The organism is Shewanella corallii (assembly GCF_023349125.1).
In the GTDB taxonomy this organism is placed as follows: Bacteria; Pseudomonadota; Gammaproteobacteria; order Enterobacterales; family Shewanellaceae; genus Shewanella; species Shewanella corallii.
This window is the reverse complement of the sequence record NZ_JAKIKT010000002.1, coordinates 635902-656959: the sequence shown is the minus strand read 5'-3', so window position 1 is coordinate 656959 and position 21058 is coordinate 635902. Positions and strand designations below refer to the sequence as shown.

At 49.4% G+C, this 21058-nt stretch carries 20 protein-coding genes; 12 read left to right on the top strand and 8 right to left on the bottom strand.

The window, feature by feature from the left end; all coding sequences use genetic code 11:
* The first annotated feature begins 86 nt into the window (after window positions 1-86).
* Together proB and L2725_RS08160 are read left to right on the top strand one after the other, a co-directional pair.
* Window positions 87-1205: a glutamate 5-kinase gene (gene proB, locus L2725_RS08165; protein WP_249248479.1), complete on the top strand. Its 1119-nt coding sequence runs from the start codon at window positions 87-89 to the stop codon at window positions 1203-1205.
* A 5-nt stretch (window positions 1206-1210) separates the two neighbouring features.
* Entirely contained in the window at window positions 1211-2488 is a 1278-nt protein-coding gene (locus L2725_RS08160) for a glutamate-5-semialdehyde dehydrogenase (protein WP_249248663.1), read from the top strand.
* A 44-nt stretch (window positions 2489-2532) separates the two neighbouring features.
* On the opposite strand, the gene L2725_RS08155 is transcribed toward L2725_RS08160, so the two are convergent.
* The 6 genes from L2725_RS08155 to L2725_RS08130 form a co-directional block, all read right to left on the bottom strand.
* On the bottom strand, window positions 2533-2889 hold the full coding sequence (locus tag L2725_RS08155) for a hypothetical protein (protein ID WP_249248478.1): 357 nt from the start codon (window positions 2887-2889) through the stop codon (window positions 2533-2535).
* Window positions 2890-2975: 86 nt separating this feature from the next.
* Window positions 2976-3452: a Cys-tRNA(Pro) deacylase gene (gene ybaK, locus L2725_RS08150; RefSeq protein ID WP_249248477.1), complete on the bottom strand. Its 477-nt coding sequence runs from the start codon at window positions 3450-3452 to the stop codon at window positions 2976-2978.
* A 227-nt stretch (window positions 3453-3679) separates the two neighbouring features.
* The gene (locus L2725_RS08145; protein ID WP_249248475.1) at window positions 3680-4084 is read right to left on the bottom strand and encodes a hypothetical protein; all 405 of its coding nucleotides are present in this window, start codon (window positions 4082-4084) and stop codon (window positions 3680-3682) included.
* A 52-nt stretch (window positions 4085-4136) separates the two neighbouring features.
* Window positions 4137-6086: a S1 family peptidase gene (locus L2725_RS08140; protein ID WP_249248473.1), complete on the bottom strand. Its 1950-nt coding sequence runs from the start codon at window positions 6084-6086 to the stop codon at window positions 4137-4139.
* Window positions 6087-6148: 62 nt separating this feature from the next.
* A complete protein-coding gene (locus tag L2725_RS08135) occupies window positions 6149-6355 on the bottom strand; it encodes a helix-turn-helix domain-containing protein (protein ID WP_249248472.1) in 207 nt (68 codons plus the stop codon).
* Between the two features lie 15 nt (window positions 6356-6370).
* The gene (locus L2725_RS08130; protein WP_249248471.1) at window positions 6371-7084 is read right to left on the bottom strand and encodes a hypothetical protein; all 714 of its coding nucleotides are present in this window, start codon (window positions 7082-7084) and stop codon (window positions 6371-6373) included.
* Window positions 7085-7549: 465 nt separating this feature from the next.
* Here L2725_RS08130 and L2725_RS08125 point away from each other — a divergent pair, with 465 nt between their 5' ends.
* The 3 genes from L2725_RS08125 (at window position 7550) to L2725_RS08115 (ending at window position 11168) form a co-directional block, all read left to right on the top strand.
* Window positions 7550-9460 carry a glutamate-cysteine ligase family protein gene (locus L2725_RS08125; protein ID WP_249248470.1) on the top strand — a complete coding sequence of 637 codons (1911 nt, stop codon included), beginning with the start codon at window positions 7550-7552 and terminating at the stop codon, window positions 9458-9460.
* Window positions 9426-10358, top strand: a complete 933-nt coding sequence (locus L2725_RS08120) for a M14 family metallopeptidase (RefSeq protein ID WP_249248469.1) — start codon at window positions 9426-9428, stop codon at window positions 10356-10358. The genes L2725_RS08125 and L2725_RS08120 overlap by 35 nt, the downstream gene beginning before the upstream one ends.
* 171 nt (window positions 10359-10529) lie before the next feature.
* Window positions 10530-11168, top strand: coding sequence for a hypothetical protein (locus L2725_RS08115; protein ID WP_249248468.1), 639 nt, complete (start codon window positions 10530-10532; stop codon window positions 11166-11168).
* A gap of 64 nt (window positions 11169-11232) precedes the next feature.
* Here the strand turns inward: L2725_RS08115 and L2725_RS08110 are convergent, their stop codons facing one another.
* On the bottom strand, window positions 11233-11526 hold the full coding sequence (locus tag L2725_RS08110) for a DUF3144 domain-containing protein (protein WP_249248467.1): 294 nt from the start codon (window positions 11524-11526) through the stop codon (window positions 11233-11235).
* 269 nt (window positions 11527-11795) lie between these two features.
* Complete coding sequence (locus L2725_RS08105; RefSeq protein ID WP_249248466.1) at window positions 11796-12701, bottom strand: DMT family transporter; 906 nt, start codon at window positions 12699-12701, stop codon at window positions 11796-11798.
* A gap of 259 nt (window positions 12702-12960) precedes the next feature.
* Here L2725_RS08105 and dnaK point away from each other — a divergent pair, with 259 nt between their 5' ends.
* The 7 genes from dnaK to carA all read left to right on the top strand — a co-directional run bounded on the left by dnaK (window position 12961) and on the right by carA (window position 21032).
* The gene (gene dnaK, locus L2725_RS08100; protein ID WP_249248464.1) at window positions 12961-14880 is read left to right on the top strand and encodes a molecular chaperone DnaK; all 1920 of its coding nucleotides are present in this window, start codon (window positions 12961-12963) and stop codon (window positions 14878-14880) included.
* A gap of 113 nt (window positions 14881-14993) precedes the next feature.
* Window positions 14994-16121, top strand: a complete 1128-nt coding sequence (dnaJ, locus tag L2725_RS08095) for a molecular chaperone DnaJ (protein WP_115136128.1) — start codon at window positions 14994-14996, stop codon at window positions 16119-16121.
* A 140-nt stretch (window positions 16122-16261) separates the two neighbouring features.
* Entirely contained in the window at window positions 16262-17062 is an 801-nt protein-coding gene (locus L2725_RS08090; RefSeq protein ID WP_249248463.1) for a M48 family metallopeptidase, read from the top strand.
* A 91-nt stretch (window positions 17063-17153) separates the two neighbouring features.
* A complete protein-coding gene (locus L2725_RS08085) occupies window positions 17154-17963 on the top strand; it encodes a M48 family metallopeptidase (RefSeq protein ID WP_249248462.1) in 810 nt (269 codons plus the stop codon).
* A gap of 97 nt (window positions 17964-18060) precedes the next feature.
* A complete protein-coding gene (gene bamJ, locus L2725_RS08080) occupies window positions 18061-18678 on the top strand; it encodes a BamJ family beta-barrel-assembly machinery protein (protein ID WP_115136124.1) in 618 nt (205 codons plus the stop codon).
* A 209-nt stretch (window positions 18679-18887) separates the two neighbouring features.
* On the top strand, window positions 18888-19700 hold the full coding sequence (gene dapB / locus L2725_RS08075; RefSeq protein ID WP_249248461.1) for a 4-hydroxy-tetrahydrodipicolinate reductase: 813 nt from the start codon (window positions 18888-18890) through the stop codon (window positions 19698-19700).
* A 186-nt stretch (window positions 19701-19886) separates the two neighbouring features.
* Window positions 19887-21032 carry a glutamine-hydrolyzing carbamoyl-phosphate synthase small subunit gene (gene carA, locus L2725_RS08070; protein WP_115136122.1) on the top strand — a complete coding sequence of 382 codons (1146 nt, stop codon included), beginning with the start codon at window positions 19887-19889 and terminating at the stop codon, window positions 21030-21032.
* Window positions 21033-21058 lie beyond the last annotated feature (26 nt).

Sequence of the window (21058 nt, the reverse complement as noted above, 5' to 3'; positions counted from 1 at the left end):
TATCCATCATATGCCTGTTGTCGGTACTGTTAATTCCGCGGGGGATTGGGTATAAGGATCCATCGAATTTTTTATGCTGAAACAGAATGAACGCAAGTGAGATAGCTTACCGCCGCGTAGTGGTAAAACTGGGAACCAGTGTGCTGACATCAGGCAGTCGCAGCCTGGATAAAGCGCAGATGGCGGAATTAACCCGCCAGATGGCGCATCTGATGAAAGCCGGTGTGGAAGTGGTGTTGTGTACTTCCGGAGCAATTGCTGCCGGTCGTGAGCATCTGCAGCACCCCCAGTTGCCCGATACCATGGCCAGCAAACAGTTGTTGGCAGCGGTAGGGCAAAGTCAGCTGATCCTGGCCTGGTCACAGCTGTTTGGCATTTATGGTTTTAATGTGGGCCAGCTGTTGCTGACCCGTGCGGATCTGCATGACCGTGAACGCTATCTCAATGCCCGCGATACCTTGAATGCCCTGTTGGCTCAGGGGATTGTGCCTATTATCAATGAGAACGACGCTGTCGCGACTCAGGAAATCAAAGTGGGTGACAACGACAACCTGTCTGCCCGCGCTGCACTTTTATGTGATGCTGACCTGCTTATCCTGCTGACAGATCAAAAAGGTTTGTTCGACGCGGATCCCCGTAATAATCCTGATGCAAAATTGATCCCCGAAGTCGCCAATATTGACGATAGCCTGCGTAAGCTTGCTGGCGGCTCGGTGTCCGGTCTGGGCACAGGTGGTATGGCGACCAAACTGGAAGCCGCGGATATTGCCCGTCGCGCCGGTATCGAAGTGGTGATCGCCTCGGGTCAGCACCCGGATGTGATCAAGAAGCTGAGCTGCAAAGAAGCTGTCGGTACTCATTTCTGTGCTATTGAGCATCCACTGGAGAGCCGCAAGCAGTGGATCCTGGCCGGTCCCAAGCCAAGAGGTCAGCTGGTACTGGATGAAGGTGCGGTGAATGCCGTGGCTAATAAAGGTCGCAGTTTGCTGTCCAAAGGTGTGGTGTCCGTTGAAGGTGAATTTGAGCGCGGTGACACCCTGAAGCTGACCGATGCCAACGGCAGGGTGTTTGCACGCGGTCTGGCCCGCTATAACGCAGCTGCCATGCAGAAGATTGCCGGTAAGCATTCGGATGATATCGAGTCTTTGCTGGGGTATGACTACGGCAATGCCGTAGTACACAGAAACGATATGGTGGTGTTGTAATGACGATGAGTGCACAAGACAAACAGACTTACCTGGACAACCTGGGTAAGCAGGGCCGTGAAGCCAGTTATTCTCTGGCCAACCTGACTGCCAAAGATAAACAGCAATTGCTGACAGCGATTGCGGCATCACTGCAGGCCCACAAGAAAGAGATCCTGGCCGCCAACGAAATGGATGTGGCCGCCGCACGTGAAGCCGGCTTGAACGATGCCATGGTGGACCGTCTGCTGCTTGATGAAGCCCGGCTGCAGGGCGTGATTGCAGACATCGATAATGTGATTGCCCTGGCTGACCCCGTGGGCAGCGAAATTGACAGCCGCGTGCTGGACAATGGTATGCGTCTGGCCCGTCGCCGCGTGCCTCTTGGCGTCATCGGTGTGATCTATGAAGCCCGCCCTAATGTGACCGTAGACATTGCGGTACTGGCGCTGAAGACAGGCAATGCAGTGATCCTGCGTGGCGGTAAAGAAACCGTAAATTCCAACCGCGCGCTGGCATCCGCCATTCGCCGTGCTGTGGTTGAGCAGGGTTTGCCACAGGATGCTGTGCAGCTAATTGATAACCCGGACCGCGAGCTGGTCAGTGGCCTGCTCAAGCTGGATCAATATGTGGATATGATTGTGCCCCGTGGTGGTCAGAAGCTGCAGCGCTTGTGTGCAGAGCAGGCGACTATTCCGGTCATTCTCGGTGGTATTGGTATCTGCCATATGTTTATTGATGAGCAAGCTGATTTAAGCCGCATCAACCCGGTGATCATCAACGCCAAGGTGCAGCGTCCAACTGTCTGTAACGCACTGGATACTCTGTTGGTACACGAAAAGGTCGCTGCCGAGGTGATTCCGGCGGCATTAACTGAGCTGGCTGCTCAGGGCGTGCGCTTTTATGGCTGTGACAAAACCCGTGAGCTGGCTGCAGGACTGAATGTTGAGATGCATACTGCTGATAATGAGTCTTTCAGCACTGAGTGGCTGTCGTTGACCCTGGGCGTGCGAGTTGTGGCCGATTTGGATCAAGCCGTGACCCATATCCGCCGTCATTCCAGCGGCCACTCAGAAGCGATTCTGACCGATAATATTCACACCGCGGCTCGCTTTATGGAGCAAGTAGACTCATCTGCAGTGTATGTGAATGCCAGCACCCGTTTTACCGACGGAGGCCAATTTGGTCTGGGCGCAGAGGTTGCTGTATCTACCCAGAAGCTACATGCCCGTGGCCCCATGGGACTGGAAGCCCTCACTACCTTTAAGTGGTTGGCCTGGGGTGATTACACCGCCCGCAGCTAAGCGAAATAAAAAGGGCCGCATCAATGCGGCCTTTTTTATCGCAATTACTCTGGCTGTTTCAGCTCATGGGGATATTTAAGGTGATCCGGCAGTGTGATGGGTTGCCCCAGTGGCGTGCTCATAGCGTAAATATACAGGCCCAGCACGATAAGAGTAATCACTATGGTCACCGCTCTCAGAGCAGCAAAAAACTGTTGTGAAAACGGGAAGTATCTCTCCTGTGCGGCGCGGTCCAGACCGATAGAAGGCAACAGAAACATAAAGTAGAGCAGTACCAACAGATGGGTGTAGTCATTGCCGGTATAACGTTGAATGGTAAATATTACCAGGCCAACCACAATGCCCAGATATTTGAGCCTGCGCTCATTCTTTAAATTGATAAACTTGCCGGGCTCGTCCATTGCCCCTCCATCCTTGCTTCCAATCCTCTGTTTCTGTTTATAACCCTCTGATGCCGCAATTGCAAAAAGGCTTTTTAAGAGAATGCTTAACAGTGTTTAAGATCGGCAAATTTAGCATTCAGCACCTTACCCAGATCTGCTGCCTTTAAGCTGAGTTGCAATCCACGTTTGCCGCCACTGACATAGATAAAATCAAAGTTGGTCGCAGTATCGTCTATCACTGTGGGTAAGCGTTTCTTCTGCCCCAAAGGGCTGATGCCGCCCACCAGATAGCCTGTGCTTTTCTGAGCAGGCTCAACCCCTGCCATGGTCAATTTCTTCAGGCCGAGCACTTTGGATAATGCCTTAAGATCCAATTGATGGCTGACAGGCACCAGAGCGACGGCAACCGGTACTGAGTTGCTGGATTCAGCCACCAGAAGTGTTTTGAATACCTGCGTCGGATCCGCGTTCAGTTTTTGTGCAACCTCGTCGCCAAATGCGTGCACCTCTTTGTCATGATGGTACTCATGTAACTCATATGGAATTTTGGCCTTCTTGGCCTGAACTGTGGCTGGAGTCATCTGAATTATCCGCGGTAAATAGCGAATTATAACGATAGCAGCGTCGGGCTTCCGTGATCTTTCGTTTAGCTTATTGGACACATTCTCATTATGTTCAACGGAAAGAGATTGTGAAGGAGACTGGCACAAAGAGGATAAGGTGGCAGCGGCTACTGCCGAAGTTTTTCATCTTGATTTGAGTGAGCACGGGGCACTCGAGTTACAGCTTCTATATATCCACTCAGAAATCAATCAGGCTTTGGAAGCACCTTAATATTACGTTGGTATCGAGAGGCGTCACCAATTGAGTTGGACATCAGTATCTCCCTCCCAATAGCTCCCTTCGGAAGAGGGATTTCGATTTCAATCAGATGAGGAATCGCCCTGCAAAGATCCGGCTTGACCCTGAGTAATTGCAGGGTTGTTTGTTGTTCACTTTCATCAATAACCTTCATCTTAAATGATGCCGCACCTGTGCATCCGGTTGAAACTACCGCCACCTGGATACTCTTTCCCACTACCTTTACGCCATAAAGAAGCTCGGGAGAGGGGGACTTGATGTAGAAACTGTTCATTTTGGCGTGGTAGATGGTGGCGATGGCGGGAACAGAAACCATCGCAATCACAATTGCGAGTAATAATTGGTTTTTCATACTGAAGCTCCTGACAGGGCTTTGGAGATCACTCCAAAGCCCTCAAATAGGTTTATGCCCGTTTGCGTCTTGGGCACGACACCATTGCCAGAAGTGCCAGCAGTAAGATTAACGACAGTGAGATACTTCCACCTTTGCGCTTCTCCTGAATGATGACAGCGCCCTGGCTGGTTGCTTTTGCGCCGTACTGATCTGTTACTGTCAACTCAAACTCAACTTTGCCCGCTTTTTTGCCGGGTTTTAACGTCGCTGTGTTATTGGTGTTGCCAGTAAGGGTTGCGCCACCTGGGTTACTGGTGAGCTTCCAACTGTAACTGAGGGTGTCGCCATCAGGATCTTTGGTCGCGCTGGCATCAAGCTTAGCCGTTTTGCCTATCTCAACGGTCCTGGGGGCTTTAATGGCTATGGTTGGCGCTTTATTGGTAATGGTCAGCTGTACATTGTCCAGGTAAGCCTTGTCGTCCCCTTCACTGCCAGAATCGTCTTTGGTATAGGCAAACAATACTCTGTCTTTACCTTTGGAAAGAGGGAGTGTCACATGCAGGAATTTGTCCTGGGTACTGCCGCTGGCAAACAGCTCTTCATTTTGGTTTACCGATACCCGCAATCCATCCTTATTGGCTTCGGAACTGACAAGATAACTGAAGCTTAATTCAGTGACCCTGTCGCTGCTGATAACGCCTAACAATACAGCAGCATTATTATCATCAACAGAGTCTGTTTCTATGCCGCTGTCACCTGTGTATGTTTGACTGGACTGGGGTTGCCACTTTCCTTTGCCTCCCGAGTACCACTCGATAAAGCCCGGATACTTGATATCCAGCAGCTTTTTCAGGTCAAGATCTGATTTCTCTGCAATTTCAACAGAGACATTGGAGTTCGCCGTTTTAAGCATAGGGTGAGTGGTATGCAACGTCATCGCTAAACTGGCTGTTCCGGCAGTGCTGGTGACAAATTTAAACTTAATATCACACTCTTTGCCCGGCTCAATATCTGTCGTATCGCAGCTGTTATCGGTAACTTGTGGTGAAGCCAGATTTTTCAGCTCATTGAACTCGACTTTATTAACAATAAATTTGTCGCTTCCTTCGTTCTTGATATTCAGTTTATGGACGACATCCTGGGTCATTTCCAAGTAGCCCAAATTGAGTGTGCTGTCGAATGTCACTCCCGAGGAAAGCTTATAAATCCAGTCAAGCATCTTGGAGACTCTGACGTAGACTCCCGGCAGATTTTCGCTGGCGCAAACCCGAGCGCCCCAACTGACGATCCCGGTTTGATAATATTGGCCGTCTCTTTTCATAAACAGTGGTCCGCCACTGTCGCCATTGCAGGAATCTTTTTTGATCTTGGCATAGCCAGCACAAATCATAGCGTCAGTAATAGGGTTCTTATGACCTGTATATTCTTCATAGTTGGTATTGCATTGGGCTTGGTTAAATTGGGGGACATCTGCCTTTTGCAGTATCTTGGCTGCGGGTCTTTCATCATTTTCAATGGTGACGCCAAAGCCAATCACCGTCATCATATCGCCGTCTTTCAGCTGCTCGGCTTGCTGACGAGTAATCAGTTTAATAGGGCTGACGTTTTCCACAGGCTCTACCAGTTCCAACAGAGCGGTATCGGTGGCTCTATCCCCGTATATGGCTCTGACTTTGTGACGTTTGGCTTCGCCAGGAGCTTTGACATCATGGAGCCCAATAAGAACATCTATGTTACTGGGAGAGCCGCCGACACAGTGATTGGCGGTGAGAACGTACTTTTTTCCTATCAGTGAACCACCGCAAAAAGGCTGAACAGCGCCTGTGGTTGGGGCGTTAGCTTGAATAAGGGAGGCCATAAATGGGAACTCCCCTTTTTGAGCGTCTTCGCCGCCTATGACTCTTGGTGTGGGTTTATTGTTGTTAATTTTTGAGAATTTATCGTATGGGTTCCCGAGACAGGCGCCACTGAATGTTACCGCAAACGCGATAATCAAACTTGTGATTTTAGGGTGGTGCATTGTAAACTCCAATTGTTTAACTGTGCTAGTTAAATGAAATCCTGCCTGAAATAGATTGCCGTCTATTCAGGCAGGTACTCGAGCAAATCACCGGGTTGACATTCCAGTGCTTCGCAAATCAACGCCAATGTCGAAAACCTGATCGCTTTTGCTTTTCCTGTTTTCAATATCGACAAATTTTGGATTGATATTCCTACCAGTTGGGATAATTCATTTAACCGCATATTCCTTTTGGCCAGCATCACTTCGAGATTTACAACTATTCTCATAATCAATCCATGTACCTAAATCAAAGTGTCGACTTCTTCTTTTAAGTTTGCTGCATAACTCATTATTCTGGCAACCACAACCAGAAAGGAACCAAATAACAGCAATGTCGCGTTGTTATATATGATAGGGCCGAATTCGGGAACATCTGATAGGTCCATTCCAGATTCGAGAGTATGTGGTGGCACACAGTCAATCATCTGGGTGTCGCCCTCTGAGAAACTGCTAAACAAGATCGCTTCTTCCGGGATCCCTTCGCTGATAATAATATTCTCCATGGGCAGGCTAAACAGCAATGACTCGAATGTGATTGATGCAATTGCGTCGGTAAAATAGAGTGCAATCAATAACCATCCTATATTTGCCATTCTTTTATTATTTAGTGGATGGAAAACAACACCTTGTGAATAGAACTTAAATAGCCTGTCCAGCTTTATCAGAATCATTGCTGTGATGATCAGACAGACGGGGACAGAGATATACCAGAGAATTTTAGTGAACCATTTTGGAGAGTCATGGATGCTGGTGGACATGGCGTCATCAAAGAATGAAGAGAATAACAACTCCTGAATCATGAAAGAGTTTGTGCGGGTAAATAGTTGAGTATCAACACCATAAAATAAAAATAAACTAATATTTGAAAGCAGTATAAGACCGCAAATCAGCCATAACAGCCACCTCACCCGTTGTCCCAGATTGCATATTTTGGCTATATCTGAATTTGATTCCATATTAGTTTTCCGAATCCAGGTGCTGAGTACATACTTAACGATATTCACTAAAAATTTAATGTTAAACATTAAATTAACAAAGTCAAATATTTTAATTATGTTGTTTATGTTGTTGTTAATATGGAATTATTTGATCTCGGCCTGTCAGTAGGGAGGTTCTTGGCTTTCATCTCACCATCTTGGTTTTACTGTGTGTGATCATCAAGATGACACCCCCTTCATTTTGGTCTCTCAGTTTGTTGCCTTGACCGAGAATGTCCTGTTTTTTTCTTTGCGCTGAAATAATCAGAAAGAATTGATATTTGCTTGTTTTTGTTTGGAATAAATAACAGGAGCAAGTAATGCATTCTCCGTCGGGAGGGCTTACATCTAAGACGTGTATATTTGGGCAGTTTACATGTTGATAACTTTACGCCATTAATATTCAGGAGAGCTAAATAATAAAATGTGCAGTAGGGAGGCGCTATGGGTCAGGATATTAGTGACACCACCAAATCTCATCATGATAAACGCCTGTTTATGCAGCACTTGCTCAAGGATGTCCAGGCCCTTGAAACTATGTTGCAGCAGAATAAATTTGAAACCGGTGTCAGCCGTATCGGCGCCGAACAGGAGTTCTTTCTACTCGGGCAGGATATGGAGCCCGCCGCCAAAGCTCAGGAGGTTCTGGAACATCTGGATCCGGACTTCTTTACCCACGAACTTGCATTATTCAATCTTGAAGCGAATCTCAGTCCCCGGGAGTTTAATGGGGATGTACTCAGCGCTGTGCAGCGGGAACTTGATGGACTGGTAGCAAACCTCAAAAAGGCAGCAACCGGGGAGAGTTGCAATGTGATGGCTACGGGGATCCTGCCGACCATAGCGCCCAGAGATCTTGAGCTGGACAAGATCACCCCAAAGAACCGTTATTTCGAGCTCAACCGTGTGCTATGCGATATGAAAGGTGAAGATTATAAGCTTTATATCAAAGGCATAGATGAGCTTTCATTCACCCATGACAACGTGCTTATTGAGGCCTGTAATACCAGTTTTCAGGTCCATTTCCAGATAGCACCGGAAGAATTTGTACATTACTACAATATTGCTCAGGCGATTACCGCGCCCGTGCTTGCGGTTGCCGCCAACAGTCCGATTTTGCTGGGTAAAAAGCTCTGGCATGAAACCCGGATTGCACTGTTTCAACAATCAATCGATACCCGTGACAACAAGCTGAACAGCCGGGAAATGGAGCCCAGAGTCTGGTTTGGCAGCAAGTGGATCGATGCTTCTGTGGCTGAAATCTTTAAAGAGGATATTTCCAAGTTCCGCATTCTGTTTGCCGAGCAATGTGAACAGGACTCAATGAAGGCGCTGACCAATGGTGAGATCCCCAAGCTCAAAGCTCTGTGTCTTCACAATGGCACTGTCTATCGCTGGAATCGCCCCTGCTATGGTGTGAAAGACAATTTACCTCACCTCCGAATTGAGAATCGAGCATTGCCTGCAGGCCCCACCAGTCAGGATGCTATTGCCAACATGGCGTTTTACCTGGGGCTGCTTAATGGCTACGGCCATACGCTGGATGATGTCACCAAGCTGATGCCCTTCAATGTGGCCAAAACCAACTTTGATAATGCCGCGGCTCAGTCACTCAATACCACAATGGAGTGGTTTAACGGCGAACAGCTCAGTTGCTGTGAGCTTATTGAAAAGCACTTGCTGCCCGTGGCTGAGAAGGGACTAAGGCTGGCCGGGTTGGATGAGGCAGATATTCAGTTGTATCTGGGGATAATTGCTGGCCGGGTAAGTACCAAAACCAACAGTGCCATATGGATGATTCGCAATTTCGACTTTATTCAGAGCAAAGGTTTTAACGCGCGTATCAGCAGTAATCTGTTGACCCGGGTGATGCTAAATCGTCAGGAAAGCAACTTACCTTTGCATCAATGGAAAGATATCAGTGCCACAGAGTTGGAGGTGTACACCAAGAGCGGCAAAACCGTTGAGCAGGTGATGGATACCCGGGTGTTTACCGTTAACGAGAACGACCTTATCGACTTCGCTGCCAAGATTATGCATTGGAATCATCTGCGCACTCTGATAGTCGAATGCGATAATGGTGACATAGTTGGTGTGCTGTCTTACCGTCATATTTTGGATATTTATGGCACCTATGCCGAGCAGGGCGATGTACACCTGGTTCCGGTAAAAGACTTGATGAGTCGCGACGTTATCACCCTATCCCCCACGACAAGTGTGAAAGAAGCTGTTGAGTTGATGCAATCAACACAGATTTCAGTCGTACCCATCATTCATGACGGTAAACTCGTTGGAGTATTGTCAGATAAGCAACTCTTCAATGAGTTCTCCCATTGGCTGTCGAGTTTGTACTGAATTTATGACTGAACCTGTATTTCATTGGCTTAAGAGTTCACCGACGGGACCATTGATGGTGCTGACCGGCTTTGTCCATGGCAACGAGCCGGTTGGACATTACGTATTGGAGCAACTTAAAGAGTGTATAGCGGGTCTGCCGACTAAAGGGAGTTGGTTGTTTGTAGAAGGAAACAAACAGGCATACCTGCAGGGAAAACGTTTTATCGACAGAGATCTCAACCGCTGTTTTACTCCGGAAATCCTGCTTGAAGAGACAATTTATGGGCATGAGCCTGAGCTTGCCAGGGCTATTAACAATAAGCTGAGTGCGATTTTGGATGAGTTTGAAGACAGAGAGATACACCTGCTGGATCTTCATTCTACATCAGCCCATGGTATGCCCTTTATGTCAGCTCTGACCCGGAATACAGCTGAGCTGCTGCTGCCCGTTACCCCGGTCCCCAAGATTTCAGGTCTGCTGGAACAGCTGCAAGGCTGCCTAGCTGAGTGGTTTGTTCCTGAGTTGACGACCTCTCATATCATTGAGTGTGGCCAACATGATCAGGCATCCACTCTGGAATATGGCCTGAATGCCGTTATATTGCACAGCTATATTCTTGGCATGATGGCCCCTTGTGAACAGGTTGAATCTGCAAAAGCTTATCTGGCAAAGGCATCTGCCCCCTGGGGGAAAATCTATACCGAGATTTGTTATACCCTGACAGTCAACAAAGGGGATGAGTTTTCCATGTACCCTGGGTTTGAGAATGGTCAGCCGATTCATCGGGAACAACCGTTGGCAACCCTTAACGGTCGGGAGATCTGCGCCCATCTTGATGGCAGGATTATCATGCCCGGCTACCATCTTCCTGTCAGTGAAGGTTTCTTTCTCAGCCAGGATAAGCCCAGGCAATAATCAATCTGGCTAAAAACACTAAATGTGTTGGTTATATTCGCCACCCAAGCAGGCTGATATTTAAGTCTGAAATTGAATGTTTTTGTTAAGTTACTGTTTCTTAAGGGGTTTTGTTGGTTGGCATTGTCTTTGCTTTTTCTGGGGAAAGGAATATATCCACGGAGATGCAAAATGAACAGAATGCTGAAAACCAAAATTGCTGCACTAACTTTATCCGGGCTGCTGATATCAGGCAGCGCATTGGCCGACGACAAAACCCTGACTGAATCCTTCGATTATCAGGGGGAGGTTTTACACCTGGATGTAGGGGTGGGGCAGGTTGAGCTGATCGCTTCCGACTCAGATCAGATAGAGATTCAGGTTGAATTGGAAGGTGCCGAAACCGGATTTTTGTTTTTTGGTGATAAGCGTGATGTCAGCGATATCGAACTGGACGTACAGTTGAATGAAGGAAAGCGCCTGTCCCTGAGCCTGAGTGACAGCGAAGATGTCAAAGAGGAGTGGCGCATTTTACTGCCGGCGTCTGTGGAGGTAAATCTGGAGATGGGTGTGGGCAGAGTTGAAACCCGGGGCATGGACAACAGCCTGGAAATCGACCTTGGCGTTGGCGAGGTAGAGGTGAACCACAGCCACCAGTATGATGACGTTGAACTGACTTCAGGTGTGGGTGATGTCAGCTTCTCCATGAATGGCAAAAAAGCTGAAGTCGAGCGCGCCATGGTCAGTGCCAGTTACAGCGCCAGCTTGAACGGACAGGGAAATCTTCATGTCGACGTAGGTGTCGGTGAAGTGGATGTCAATGGCAAGTAGAGCCCGGTAACTGAATTAAAAAAGCCCTTCAGCTGAAGGGCTTTTTCGTTATTGGCTGTCTGGCTTATTTTTGAGTCTGACGGTAGTGGTCGAAGCGCTCAATATAGTCGTTCAGATTACCTTCGAGCATCTCTTTATAACGCTCCATGTAGTAATCCATCATCTCCTGCTTCTTTGACTGCATCTGCTCTTTGGTTTCAAAACTGGTGGAGCCAAACCAGGCATTGTAACGGGCTACCGCATACATAAAGGAAGCGCTGACTTCGCCGGTTTTGATTTCTGTGTTTTGGTTCTGTTTGTTCGCCAGTTGGATCAACTCGCTGGCACGGTCAAAAAACGCTTTTTCGCTGTCAGACATCCTGAATTCCTGTTCTATGGCAAAAGGTATCACTGACCTTTTGCATTTATCTTTATTCGCCGTTAACCCTACGCATTTTGTGTGCCGCAGACAGCAAGCTAGCTCACATTACTGATGTATATGAGTTAAAAACGATGAGCTGAATCGCATTCCTGATTAAAGCTCAACGCCTGAGGCAAGTTCAGATGGGTTTTAGTAACGATAAGGCCGACAGTTGGAATGTCGGCCTTTTGTTATTTGAGCGTCATGCCAGTTCTGAGAATTAATTATCAGGCTGCAGGCTCCACCTTTGGACCTCTGGGCTTCAGCAGTTTCTGCATCACCAGCGCCGACAGAATCAATCCCATACCGGCGATGGTTGACGCGGTAATGGTTTCTTTCAGCACCAGCGCAATCAAGCACATGGACAGCAGCGGCGTTAAAAAGGCCAAAGTGCTGATATTGGCGGCGCGCTCGGCTTTTTTCAGCGCCATCAGCCAAAGTACAAAGGTGATGCCCATTTCAAACAGGCCTACATACACCCCGGCGGCCAGGGCTTCCAGATTCAGGCTGGGCAGCTTATCTGTGGTCAGTACAGTGACCAGAATAAAGGGCAGGCTGATGATAAAGCTCAGCATCAGGCTGACAACCGGGTCACCTTTATCCCTGGTGTTGATAATCCAGTAAAGGCTCCAAAGCAAAGTGGAGGCCAGCGCCAGAGCCACACCCTGAGGGTTTTCAAAGTTCATTGAAAGTGGGTTGCCGCCGGTGGCAATTACCAACACCCCCACATAGCCGGTAATGGCCGCGAGAATATCGCTGCCCTGCAGTTTCTGTTTGAGCAGAGGCACCGCCAGCAGTGGCAGCAAGATGGCCCAGGTGTAGTTCAGCGACAAGGCTTGCTGGGCTGGCAACAGCGAGTAGGCTTCGAACAACACCAGATAATAAAGAAACGGATTAAGCAGGCCGGTTTGCAGATAAAACAGCGGTCGCTTACGAAACTGGCCTTTAAGCAGTTTAAGTTTTCCCTGCACCCCCAGGATCACCGCCAGCGCAATAATCGAGGTACATACCGCAACCAGCACCAGTTGCAGCGGTGTAAAGTGAGCCAGTGCCAGCTTGAAGGCGGTGGCAACAGTGGACCAGCAAAGTACGGCCCCCATGCCATAGACATAGGCCAGGTTTGATGTTTTCAAGGTAGGGCTTCCATCCAATGCCCCTGACGGGGTCTGGTACTACAAAAGTTGTATGCATTATACAATGTGTAAAACCTGACCACAGAAAAAAAAGATCAAAATTTTTCATCGATCCCTTGTTTTTGGAAATGGCATCCCAATATAGGGAGTTAAGAGAGATATGGCAGCATGGAAAGCGCGACTTGAAAGCCGGGAAAACCATCCCCATATCACCATCATTGAACAGAATTAAGCGTTATAAAGTTTTTTGGAGGACCCCATGGGTAAAATTATTGGTATCGATTTGGGCACAACCAACTCCTGCGTTGCCATCCTGGATGGTGGTAAAGCTCGCGTATTGGAGAACGCCGAAGGCGATCGTACCACTCCGTCTATCATCGCCTACACCGAAGATGAGACTCTGGTAGGCCAGCCTGCAAAACGTCAGGCAGTGACCAACCCAACCAACACTTTCTTTGCTATCAAGCGTCTGATTGGCCGTCGCTTTACCGATGACGAAGTACAGCGTGACGTAAACATCATGCCATTCAAGATCATCGAAGCTGATAACGGCGACGCTTGGGTTGAATCTCGCGGCAACAAGATGGCAGCGCCTCAGGTGTCTGCTGAAGTGCTGAAGAAAATGAAGAAAACTGCTGAAGACTTCCTGGGTGAGTCTGTAACTGAAGCGGTTATCACTGTACCTGCATACTTCAACGATGCTCAGCGTCAGGCAACCAAAGATGCCGGTCGTATCGCTGGTCTGGAAGTTAAGCGTATCATCAACGAGCCAACTGCTGCGGCACTGGCCTATGGTATCGACAAGAAGCAGGGCGACAATATTGTAGCTGTATACGACCTGGGTGGTGGTACCTTCGATATCTCCATCATTGAAATCGACAGCAACGACGGCGACCAGACTTTCGAAGTACTGGCAACAAACGGTGACACTCACCTGGGTGGTGAAGACTTCGACAACCGTCTGATCAACTACCTGGCTGACGAATTCAAGAAAGAGCAGGGCCTGGATCTGCGCAACGACCCACTGGCAATGCAGCGTCTGAAAGAAGCCGCTGAAAAGGCCAAGATCGAGCTGTCCAGCACTACTCAAACTGAAGTTAACCTGCCATACATCACTGCTGATGCAACCGGTCCTAAGCACCTGGTGGTTAAAATCACCCGTGCCAAGCTGGAATCTCTGGTAGAAGACCTGATCCAGCGCTCTCTGGAGCCACTGAAAGTTGCTCTGGCTGATGCTGACCTGTCTGTGTCTGACATCAACGAAGTTATTCTGGTGGGTGGTCAAACCCGTATGCCTAAGGTTCAGGAAGCAGTAACCAACTTCTTCGGTAAAGAACCTCGTAAAGACGTTAACCCGGATGAAGCGGTAGCTATGGGTGCTGCGATTCAGGGTGGTGTACTGGCCGGTGACGTGAAAGACGTACTGCTGCTGGACGTAACTCCTCTGTCTCTGGGTATCGAAACCATGGGCAGCGTAATGACCAAGCTGATTGAGAAGAACACCACGATTCCTACCAAGGCATCTCAGACCTTCTCTACTGCTGACGACAACCAGAGCGCAGTGACCATTCACGTGCTGCAGGGTGAGCGTAAGCAGGCCAGCGCCAACAAGTCTCTGGGTCAGTTCAACCTGGAAGGCATCGAGCCAGCTCCACGCGGCATGCCACAGATTGAAGTAACCTTCGACATCGATGCTGACGGTATTCTGAATGTGTCTGCCAAAGACAAGAAGACCGGCAAAGAGCAGAAGATCACCATCAAAGCCTCTTCTGGTCTGAACGATGAAGAGATCGAAAAAATGGTACGCGACGCAGAAGCTCACGCGGACGAAGATAAGAAGTTCGAAGAGTTGGTAACTGCACGTAACCAGGCTGATGGTCTGGTACACGCGACCAAGAAGCAGATCGAAGAAGCCGGTGAAGCACTGAGTGCTGACGACAAGACCAAGATCGAAGAAGCTATGGCGAAAGTTGACACTGCCAACAAAGGCAATGACAAAGAAGCCATCGAGAAAGCTTCTCAGGAGCTGATCGAAGCCTCTTCCAAGCTGATGGAAATTGCCCAGGCGAAAGCTCAGTCTGCTCAGGGCGGTGCCCAGGCTGAAGCCAGTCAGAGCAATGCGTCTGCTGACGATGTTGTTGATGCCGAGTTCGAAGAGGTTAAAGACGACAAGAAATAATTGAGGTTTAGTCCTTAATTATTCGTCCGGCGGGCGTTACGGGATCTCCCTAACGCCCGTTGTTATGTCTCCCGCAGTCAAAATGAACTGCCAGCTCAGAGAAAGCGAAGACTATGTCAAAGCGAGATTATTACGAAGTATTGGGCGTTGGCCGTGACGCCAGCGAGCGCGATATCAAAAAGGCGTACAAGCGCCTGGCGATGAAATACCATCCCGACCGTAACCCGGGTGACAAAGAAGCGGAAACCGCCTTTAAAGAGGTGAAGGAAGCTTATGAGATCCTGACCGATTCCGATAAGAAAGCGGCCTATGATCAATTTGGTCACGCCGGTGTTGATCCTAACCGTGGTGGCGGTGGGTTCGGCGGTGGCGCTGATTTCGGTGATATTTTCGGTGATGTCTTTGGTGATATCTTCGGCGGCGGTCGCCGTGGTCAGCGTCAGGCTGCCCGTGGCTCAGACCTGCGTTACAACCTGGAACTGTCTCTGGAAGAGGCCGTACGTGGCCTGACCAAAGAACTGCGTATTCCAACACTGGCGACCTGTGACGTCTGTGATGGTTCTGGTGCCAAAGCCGGCAGCAGCGCTACAACCTGTGGTACCTGTCATGGTGCCGGTCAGGTGCAGATGCGTCAGGGTTTCTTTGCTGTGCAGCAGCCATGTCCAACCTGTCATGGTCGCGGTAAAATCATTAAAGACCCTTGTGGCAAGTGTCATGGCGAAGGTCGTGTCGAGAAGACCAAGACTCTGTCTGTGAAGATCCCGGCCGGTGTTGATACAGGTGACCGTATCCGTCTGGCGGGTGAAGGTGAAGCCGGTGAGTTCGGTGCACCTCCAGGCGATCTGTATGTACAGGTCAGCGTGCGCGAACATCCTATCTTTGTGCGTGATGGCAACAACCTGTATTGCGAAGTGCCTATCTCCTTCAGCAAGGCAGCACTGGGCGGCGAAGTTCAGGTGCCAACTCTGGATGGTAAGGTTAGCCTGAAGATCCCAACGGAAACTCAGACAGGTCGTATGTTCCGTCTGCGTGGCAAGGGTGTGAAGTCTGTTCGCAGCCATGCCGTGGGCGATCTGCTGTGTAAGGTTGTAGTTGAAACCCCGGTTAATCTGAACGAGCGTCAGAAAGAACTGCTGCGTGAGTTTGAAGAAACCCTGACGGGCGAATCACGCAAGCACAGCCCTAAAGCTGAAGGTTTCTTCGATGGTGTGAAGAAGTTCTTCCAGGATCTGAATAACTGATCCTCCGACTCTGTCGAACGATGAATTAACAAAGCCCGGTACTGGTGACAGTATCGGGCTTTTTACTTTTGCACTGACTATCGATTTTATCTGTCTGTATTGGTTACACTCTATCCACATTGTTGTAACGGACTAAACCAATGAAGATATCTGTGAAATTAGCCGCACTGGCATTAACCCTGACAATGGCAGGCTGCGCCACTCACCAATCGCCCACAGGACGCAGCCAGATGCTGATGCACAGCGAGGCAGAAATGGCGCAGTTGGGGCAGGTATCTTTTGAGCAGTTGAAACAGCAGGAAAAGGTCAGCCGCGATCCGGCCAGGATTGCCTATGTGAATTGCATCGCTGACAGAATTACCGGAGTGCTGCCTGCTCAGCAATGGGAAGTGGTACTGTTTGACTCTCCTCAGGTGAACGCCTTTGCCTTGCCAGGGGGATATATAGGGGTTTACACCGGCATGCTGAATGTCGCCCAAAACGAGGACCAATTGGCCGCGGTCATGGGGCACGAGGTGGCGCACGTACTGGCTCGCCACAGTAATGAAAAGGTGTCCCGCTCTGAGCTGACGGGAACCGGGCTGCAAATACTGAATATTGGCCTTGCTGCCTATGGTGTTGAAAGTGCCGGCACGATTACCCAGTTGGCAGCATTGGGCACCAATGTGTTTTTCACTTTGCCCTATGGCAGAGAGCAGGAAACTGAAGCAGATATTATGGGCGTTGAACTGATGGCCAGAGCCGGCTTTGACCCGGCCGCTTCTGTAGACCTTTGGCACAATATGGCCAAAGCCAGTGAAGGTGCACCACCCGAAATGCTGTCCACTCATCCCTCTCACAGTACCCGTATTAATGAGCTGACCGCTCAACAGCAATCGGCTCAACAATATTATCAGGCGGCCAAAGCGATGAATTGGCCAACCTGCAGCAAGCAAAAATAATTAAACCTGGCCCAATGTCATTGGATAATTCATTTGCTGCCCACATATAGGTAAATAAGCACTGTTGTCATCGAATGCTGTTTATTTGCCTATGAAGAAGTTTATTCCTGCGTTTGTATTGTCACTGGCGGCCACTTTATTGAGTGGCTGCGATACCCATACCTCCCCAACCGGGCGTAGCCAGACGCTACTGTTTTCCGAATCTGATATGGCACAGATGGGAGAGGCGAGCTTTGCGCAAATGAAGCAAAGTCTGCCCATTAACCGCAATCCCCAGCTGAACGCCTACGTCAACTGTATTACTCAGCGTATCGTCAAGCAGGCGGGCGATACCCGTCATAAGCACTGGGAAGTCGTGCTGTTTGACTCGCCTCAGGTCAATGCCTTTGCGCTGCCCGGTGGCTTTATTGGTGTGTATACCGGCATGCTTAATCTGGCCCACACGCCGGATGAACTGGCCGCTGTGATAGGTCATGAAGTGGCTCATGTTCTGTCCAGTCACGGTAACGAACAGGCTTCCCGTTCCGAGATGAAAAATTTTGGCCTTAAGGCGGTGGATTTTGCTCTGGATATGGGCGAAGTCGAGCATAGGGATATGGTGATGGCCGCGTTGGGCCTGGGCGCTGAAGTGGGTATTACTCTGCCGTTTAGCCGTGATCAAGAGACAGAGGCGGATGTGGTCGGGCTGGTGCTGATGGCCAAAGCCGGATTTGACCCCAGGGCAGCAGTCAGTCTGTGGCAAAATATGGCCAGGGCGCCCGGCAGTCAGCCCATGGAAATACTCTCAACTCACCCATCCCACGGCAGTCGTATAGAGGAGCTTAACGAGCAAATTCCCCATGTAATGCCAGCCTATCAACAGGCCAGGGAAGACGGGATACGTGAGTGTCGCCCGAGGTAAGTGCTCAGAAATTACCCTGTTATGGCAGGGCGTTGCGTAATGCACTATGTTACAATGCCCGCCGCATAAATTATCACTAACCAAGAGTAACCTGATTATGTCTGAGAAGTTCTCTACCGTAGAACAGCACGCCAGCTATGGTGTAGGTCGCCAAATGGGTGAGCAGCTGAAAGCCAACTCTTTCGAAGGTATCGATATCGCTGCAGTACAAGCCGGTTTGGCTGATGCGTTCGACGGCAAAGATAGTGCAGTATCCATGCAGGATATGCAGATTGCTTTCACTGAAATCAGTCAGCGTCTGCAAAAGGCACAGGAAGAAGCGGCTGCAGCTGCATCTGCTGAAGGCGAAGCTTTCCTGGCTGACAACGCAAAGCGTGACGGTGTATTCACCACTGAATCAGGTCTGCAGTACGAAATCATCACTGAAGGTAACGGTGCCAAGCCTACCTACAATGACACTGTACGCACTCACTATCATGGTACTTTCATCAATGGTGATGTGTTCGACAGTTCCGTTGTTCGTGATCAGCCTGCTGAATTCCCTGTATCCGGTGTAATCGCTGGTTGGACTGAAGCCCTGCAGCTGATGCCTGCTGGCTCCAAGTGGAAGCTGTATGTACCTCAGCACCTGGCCTATGGCGAGCGTGGTGCCGGTGCATCTATCCCTCCATACTCTGCACTGGTATTTGAAGTAGAGCTGCTGGATATCCTGTAATTGGATTGATGCTATTACTTATAAAAACGTCGGCACTGCCGGCGTTTTTTTATGCCCGGAATCCGCCTGGCACTGACGTAAGCCTTAAAACGCTGAAATCTGGTCAAGTATAGAGATTTTTCTCCCTCCTCTTCATAGTTTATGTAGAATCAATCCATTCATTTGTCCGCGAGCCGGGCAATAGCGTTATCAGATTCAGGGAGCTAGTGATGAGTGGAGATGTTCGGGTTGCGATAGTAGGCGCCGGCGGCCGCATGGGTCGGACGTTGATTGAAGCAACTGAAAACCATGCTGACATTATTCTGGGGGCGGCTATCGAGCGTCCTGATTCAAGCCTGCTGGGCTGTGATGCCGGTGAGTTGGCGGGGATCGGCAACAAGGCAATTGCTCTGGTTGATAGCCTGGATAAAGCCAGCGATGACTTTGATGTTCTGATTGATTTCACTTCCCCCGAAGGCACGCTTGCGCACCTGGATTGGTGTGCCCGTAACCATAAAGCCATAGTGATAGGCACTACTGGCTTTAATGCTGCTCAGAAAGAGCAGATAGCTGCCTTTGCTGAGCAGACCCCAGTGGTGCTGGCACCCAATATGTCTGTGGGGGTAAACCTGATGTGGAAGCTGCTGGAACTGGCAGCTGAAGTCATGGGTGAATACACAGATATCGAAATTATCGAAGGCCACCACAGATTCAAGAAAGACGCACCCAGCGGAACAGCCTTGAAGATGGGCGAGGTGATTGCCAATAAGCTCGGCCGTGACCTGGAAAAGTGCGCCGTCTATGGGCGTGAGGGGATTACTGGTGAGCGTGACCGCGAGACAATAGGTTTTGCCACTATCCGTGCTGGCGATCTGGTAGGTGAACATACCGCCATGTTTGCTGATATCGGCGAACGTCTGGAGATTACCCATAAAGCCTCAAGCCGTATGACCTTTGCTAATGGTGCGATGCGTGCCTCTTTATGGGTATCTGGTCAGGATGCCGGTCTGTATGACATGCAGCAAGTGTTAGGGTTAAGTTAATGAAAGCCGCCGCAAGGCGGTTTTTTTTGGAATTTTTTTTCAGAATAGAAAGCTTGGGTGTAGACGGGTTCTAATCCCCAAGGTATAATCCTCGGAATTTGTCAAAATTTCGAAATTAAGCGGAATTTGGTAATTTAACTATACAAATAAATTCAATTTTCAGTGGCTTGTCTTTCGGAGGTCGCGTTGACACAGTCTGCCTTACTCGTACTCGAAGATGGATCCGTTTTCAGAGGTACCGCAATTGGAGCGAATGGAATCGCCGTTGGAGAAGTTGTTTTTAACACTTCGATGACAGGGTATCAAGAAATTCTGACTGATCCTTCCTATTCTCGCCAAATCGTTACTTTAACCTACCCACATATTGGTAATACCGGTACCAATTCAGAAGATACAGAATCCAACAGCGTTCATGCCTGTGGTCTGATCATCCGGGATCTTCCTCTTCTCGCCAGTAACTTCCGCAATGAACAATCCCTCAGTGACTATCTGAAGTCCAACAACATAGTTGGTATTGCAGACATTGACACCCGTCGCCTGACCCGCATTCTGCGTGAGAAAGGTGCTCAGGCAGGTTGTATCCTGGTGGGTGATATGGATGAAGCCAAAGCACTGGAAGCTGCCCGTGCATTCCCTGGTCTGAAAGGGATGGACCTGGCCAAGGAAGTGACCACTGAGTCGACCTATCAGTGGCGCAAAGGAAGCTGGCGTCTGGAAGGTGGTCTGCCTTCAGACACACCTGCCGAAGAGCTTAAGTTCAAAGTCGTGGCTTACGACTATGGCGTAAAAACCAATATTTTGCGCATGCTGGTTGACCGTGGCTGTGATGTCACTGTAGTCCCTGCGCAAACTCCTGCCAGTGAAGTACTGGCGATGAATCCTGACGGTGTGTTTCTGTCCAATGGCCCAGGTGACCCGGCGCCATGTGACTACGCTATCGCAGCGATTCAGGAAATCCTGACTACCGACATCCCTGTTTTCGGTATCTGTCTGGGTCATCAGCTACTGGCTCTGGCCAGCGGTGCACAGACTCTGAAGATGAAGTTCGGTCACCATGGTGCAAACCACCCGGTGGGCGATATCGAAAAAGGCACTGTGATGATCACCAGCCAGAACCACGGTTTTGCTGCTGATGAGGCAACACTGCCAGCCAACATCAAGGTGACTCACAAGTCCTTGTTCGATGGCTCACTGCAGGGTATTCACCTGACCGACAAGCCAGCGTTCAGCTTCCAGGGACATCCTGAAGCGAGCCCGGGCCCACACGATTGTGCACCTTTGTTCGACCACTTTATCGAACTGATTGAGCAATATCGTCAGACCGCCAAGTAACAGAATTCGGAGCAGAGAAGTAAGCC

Bases quoted from the DNA above. Each gene is read 5' to 3' on its own strand.
- proB (WP_249248479.1), top strand. From the start codon at position 87: ATGAACGCAAGTGAGATAGCTTACCGCCGCGTAGTGGTAAAACTGGGA.
- L2725_RS08160 (WP_249248663.1), top strand. From the start codon at position 1,211: ATGAGTGCACAAGACAAACAGACTTACCTGGACAACCTGGGTAAGCAG.
- L2725_RS08155 (WP_249248478.1), bottom strand. From the start codon at position 2,889: ATGGACGAGCCCGGCAAGTTTATCAATTTAAAGAATGAGCGCAGGCTC.
- ybaK (WP_249248477.1), bottom strand. From the start codon at position 3,452: ATGACTCCAGCCACAGTTCAGGCCAAGAAGGCCAAAATTCCATATGAG.
- L2725_RS08145 (WP_249248475.1), bottom strand. From the start codon at position 4,084: ATGAAAAACCAATTATTACTCGCAATTGTGATTGCGATGGTTTCTGTT.
- L2725_RS08140 (WP_249248473.1), bottom strand. From the start codon at position 6,086: ATGCACCACCCTAAAATCACAAGTTTGATTATCGCGTTTGCGGTAACA.
- L2725_RS08135 (WP_249248472.1), bottom strand. From the start codon at position 6,355: ATGAGAATAGTTGTAAATCTCGAAGTGATGCTGGCCAAAAGGAATATG.
- L2725_RS08130 (WP_249248471.1), bottom strand. From the start codon at position 7,084: ATGGAATCAAATTCAGATATAGCCAAAATATGCAATCTGGGACAACGG.
- L2725_RS08125 (WP_249248470.1), top strand. From the start codon at position 7,550: ATGGGTCAGGATATTAGTGACACCACCAAATCTCATCATGATAAACGC.
- L2725_RS08120 (WP_249248469.1), top strand. From the start codon at position 9,426: ATGAGTTCTCCCATTGGCTGTCGAGTTTGTACTGAATTTATGACTGAA.
- L2725_RS08115 (WP_249248468.1), top strand. From the start codon at position 10,530: ATGAACAGAATGCTGAAAACCAAAATTGCTGCACTAACTTTATCCGGG.
- L2725_RS08110 (WP_249248467.1), bottom strand. From the start codon at position 11,526: ATGTCTGACAGCGAAAAAGCGTTTTTTGACCGTGCCAGCGAGTTGATC.
- dnaK (WP_249248464.1), top strand. From the start codon at position 12,961: ATGGGTAAAATTATTGGTATCGATTTGGGCACAACCAACTCCTGCGTT.
- dnaJ (WP_115136128.1), top strand. From the start codon at position 14,994: ATGTCAAAGCGAGATTATTACGAAGTATTGGGCGTTGGCCGTGACGCC.
- L2725_RS08090 (WP_249248463.1), top strand. From the start codon at position 16,262: ATGAAGATATCTGTGAAATTAGCCGCACTGGCATTAACCCTGACAATG.
- L2725_RS08085 (WP_249248462.1), top strand. From the start codon at position 17,154: ATGAAGAAGTTTATTCCTGCGTTTGTATTGTCACTGGCGGCCACTTTA.
- bamJ (WP_115136124.1), top strand. From the start codon at position 18,061: ATGTCTGAGAAGTTCTCTACCGTAGAACAGCACGCCAGCTATGGTGTA.
- dapB (WP_249248461.1), top strand. From the start codon at position 18,888: ATGAGTGGAGATGTTCGGGTTGCGATAGTAGGCGCCGGCGGCCGCATG.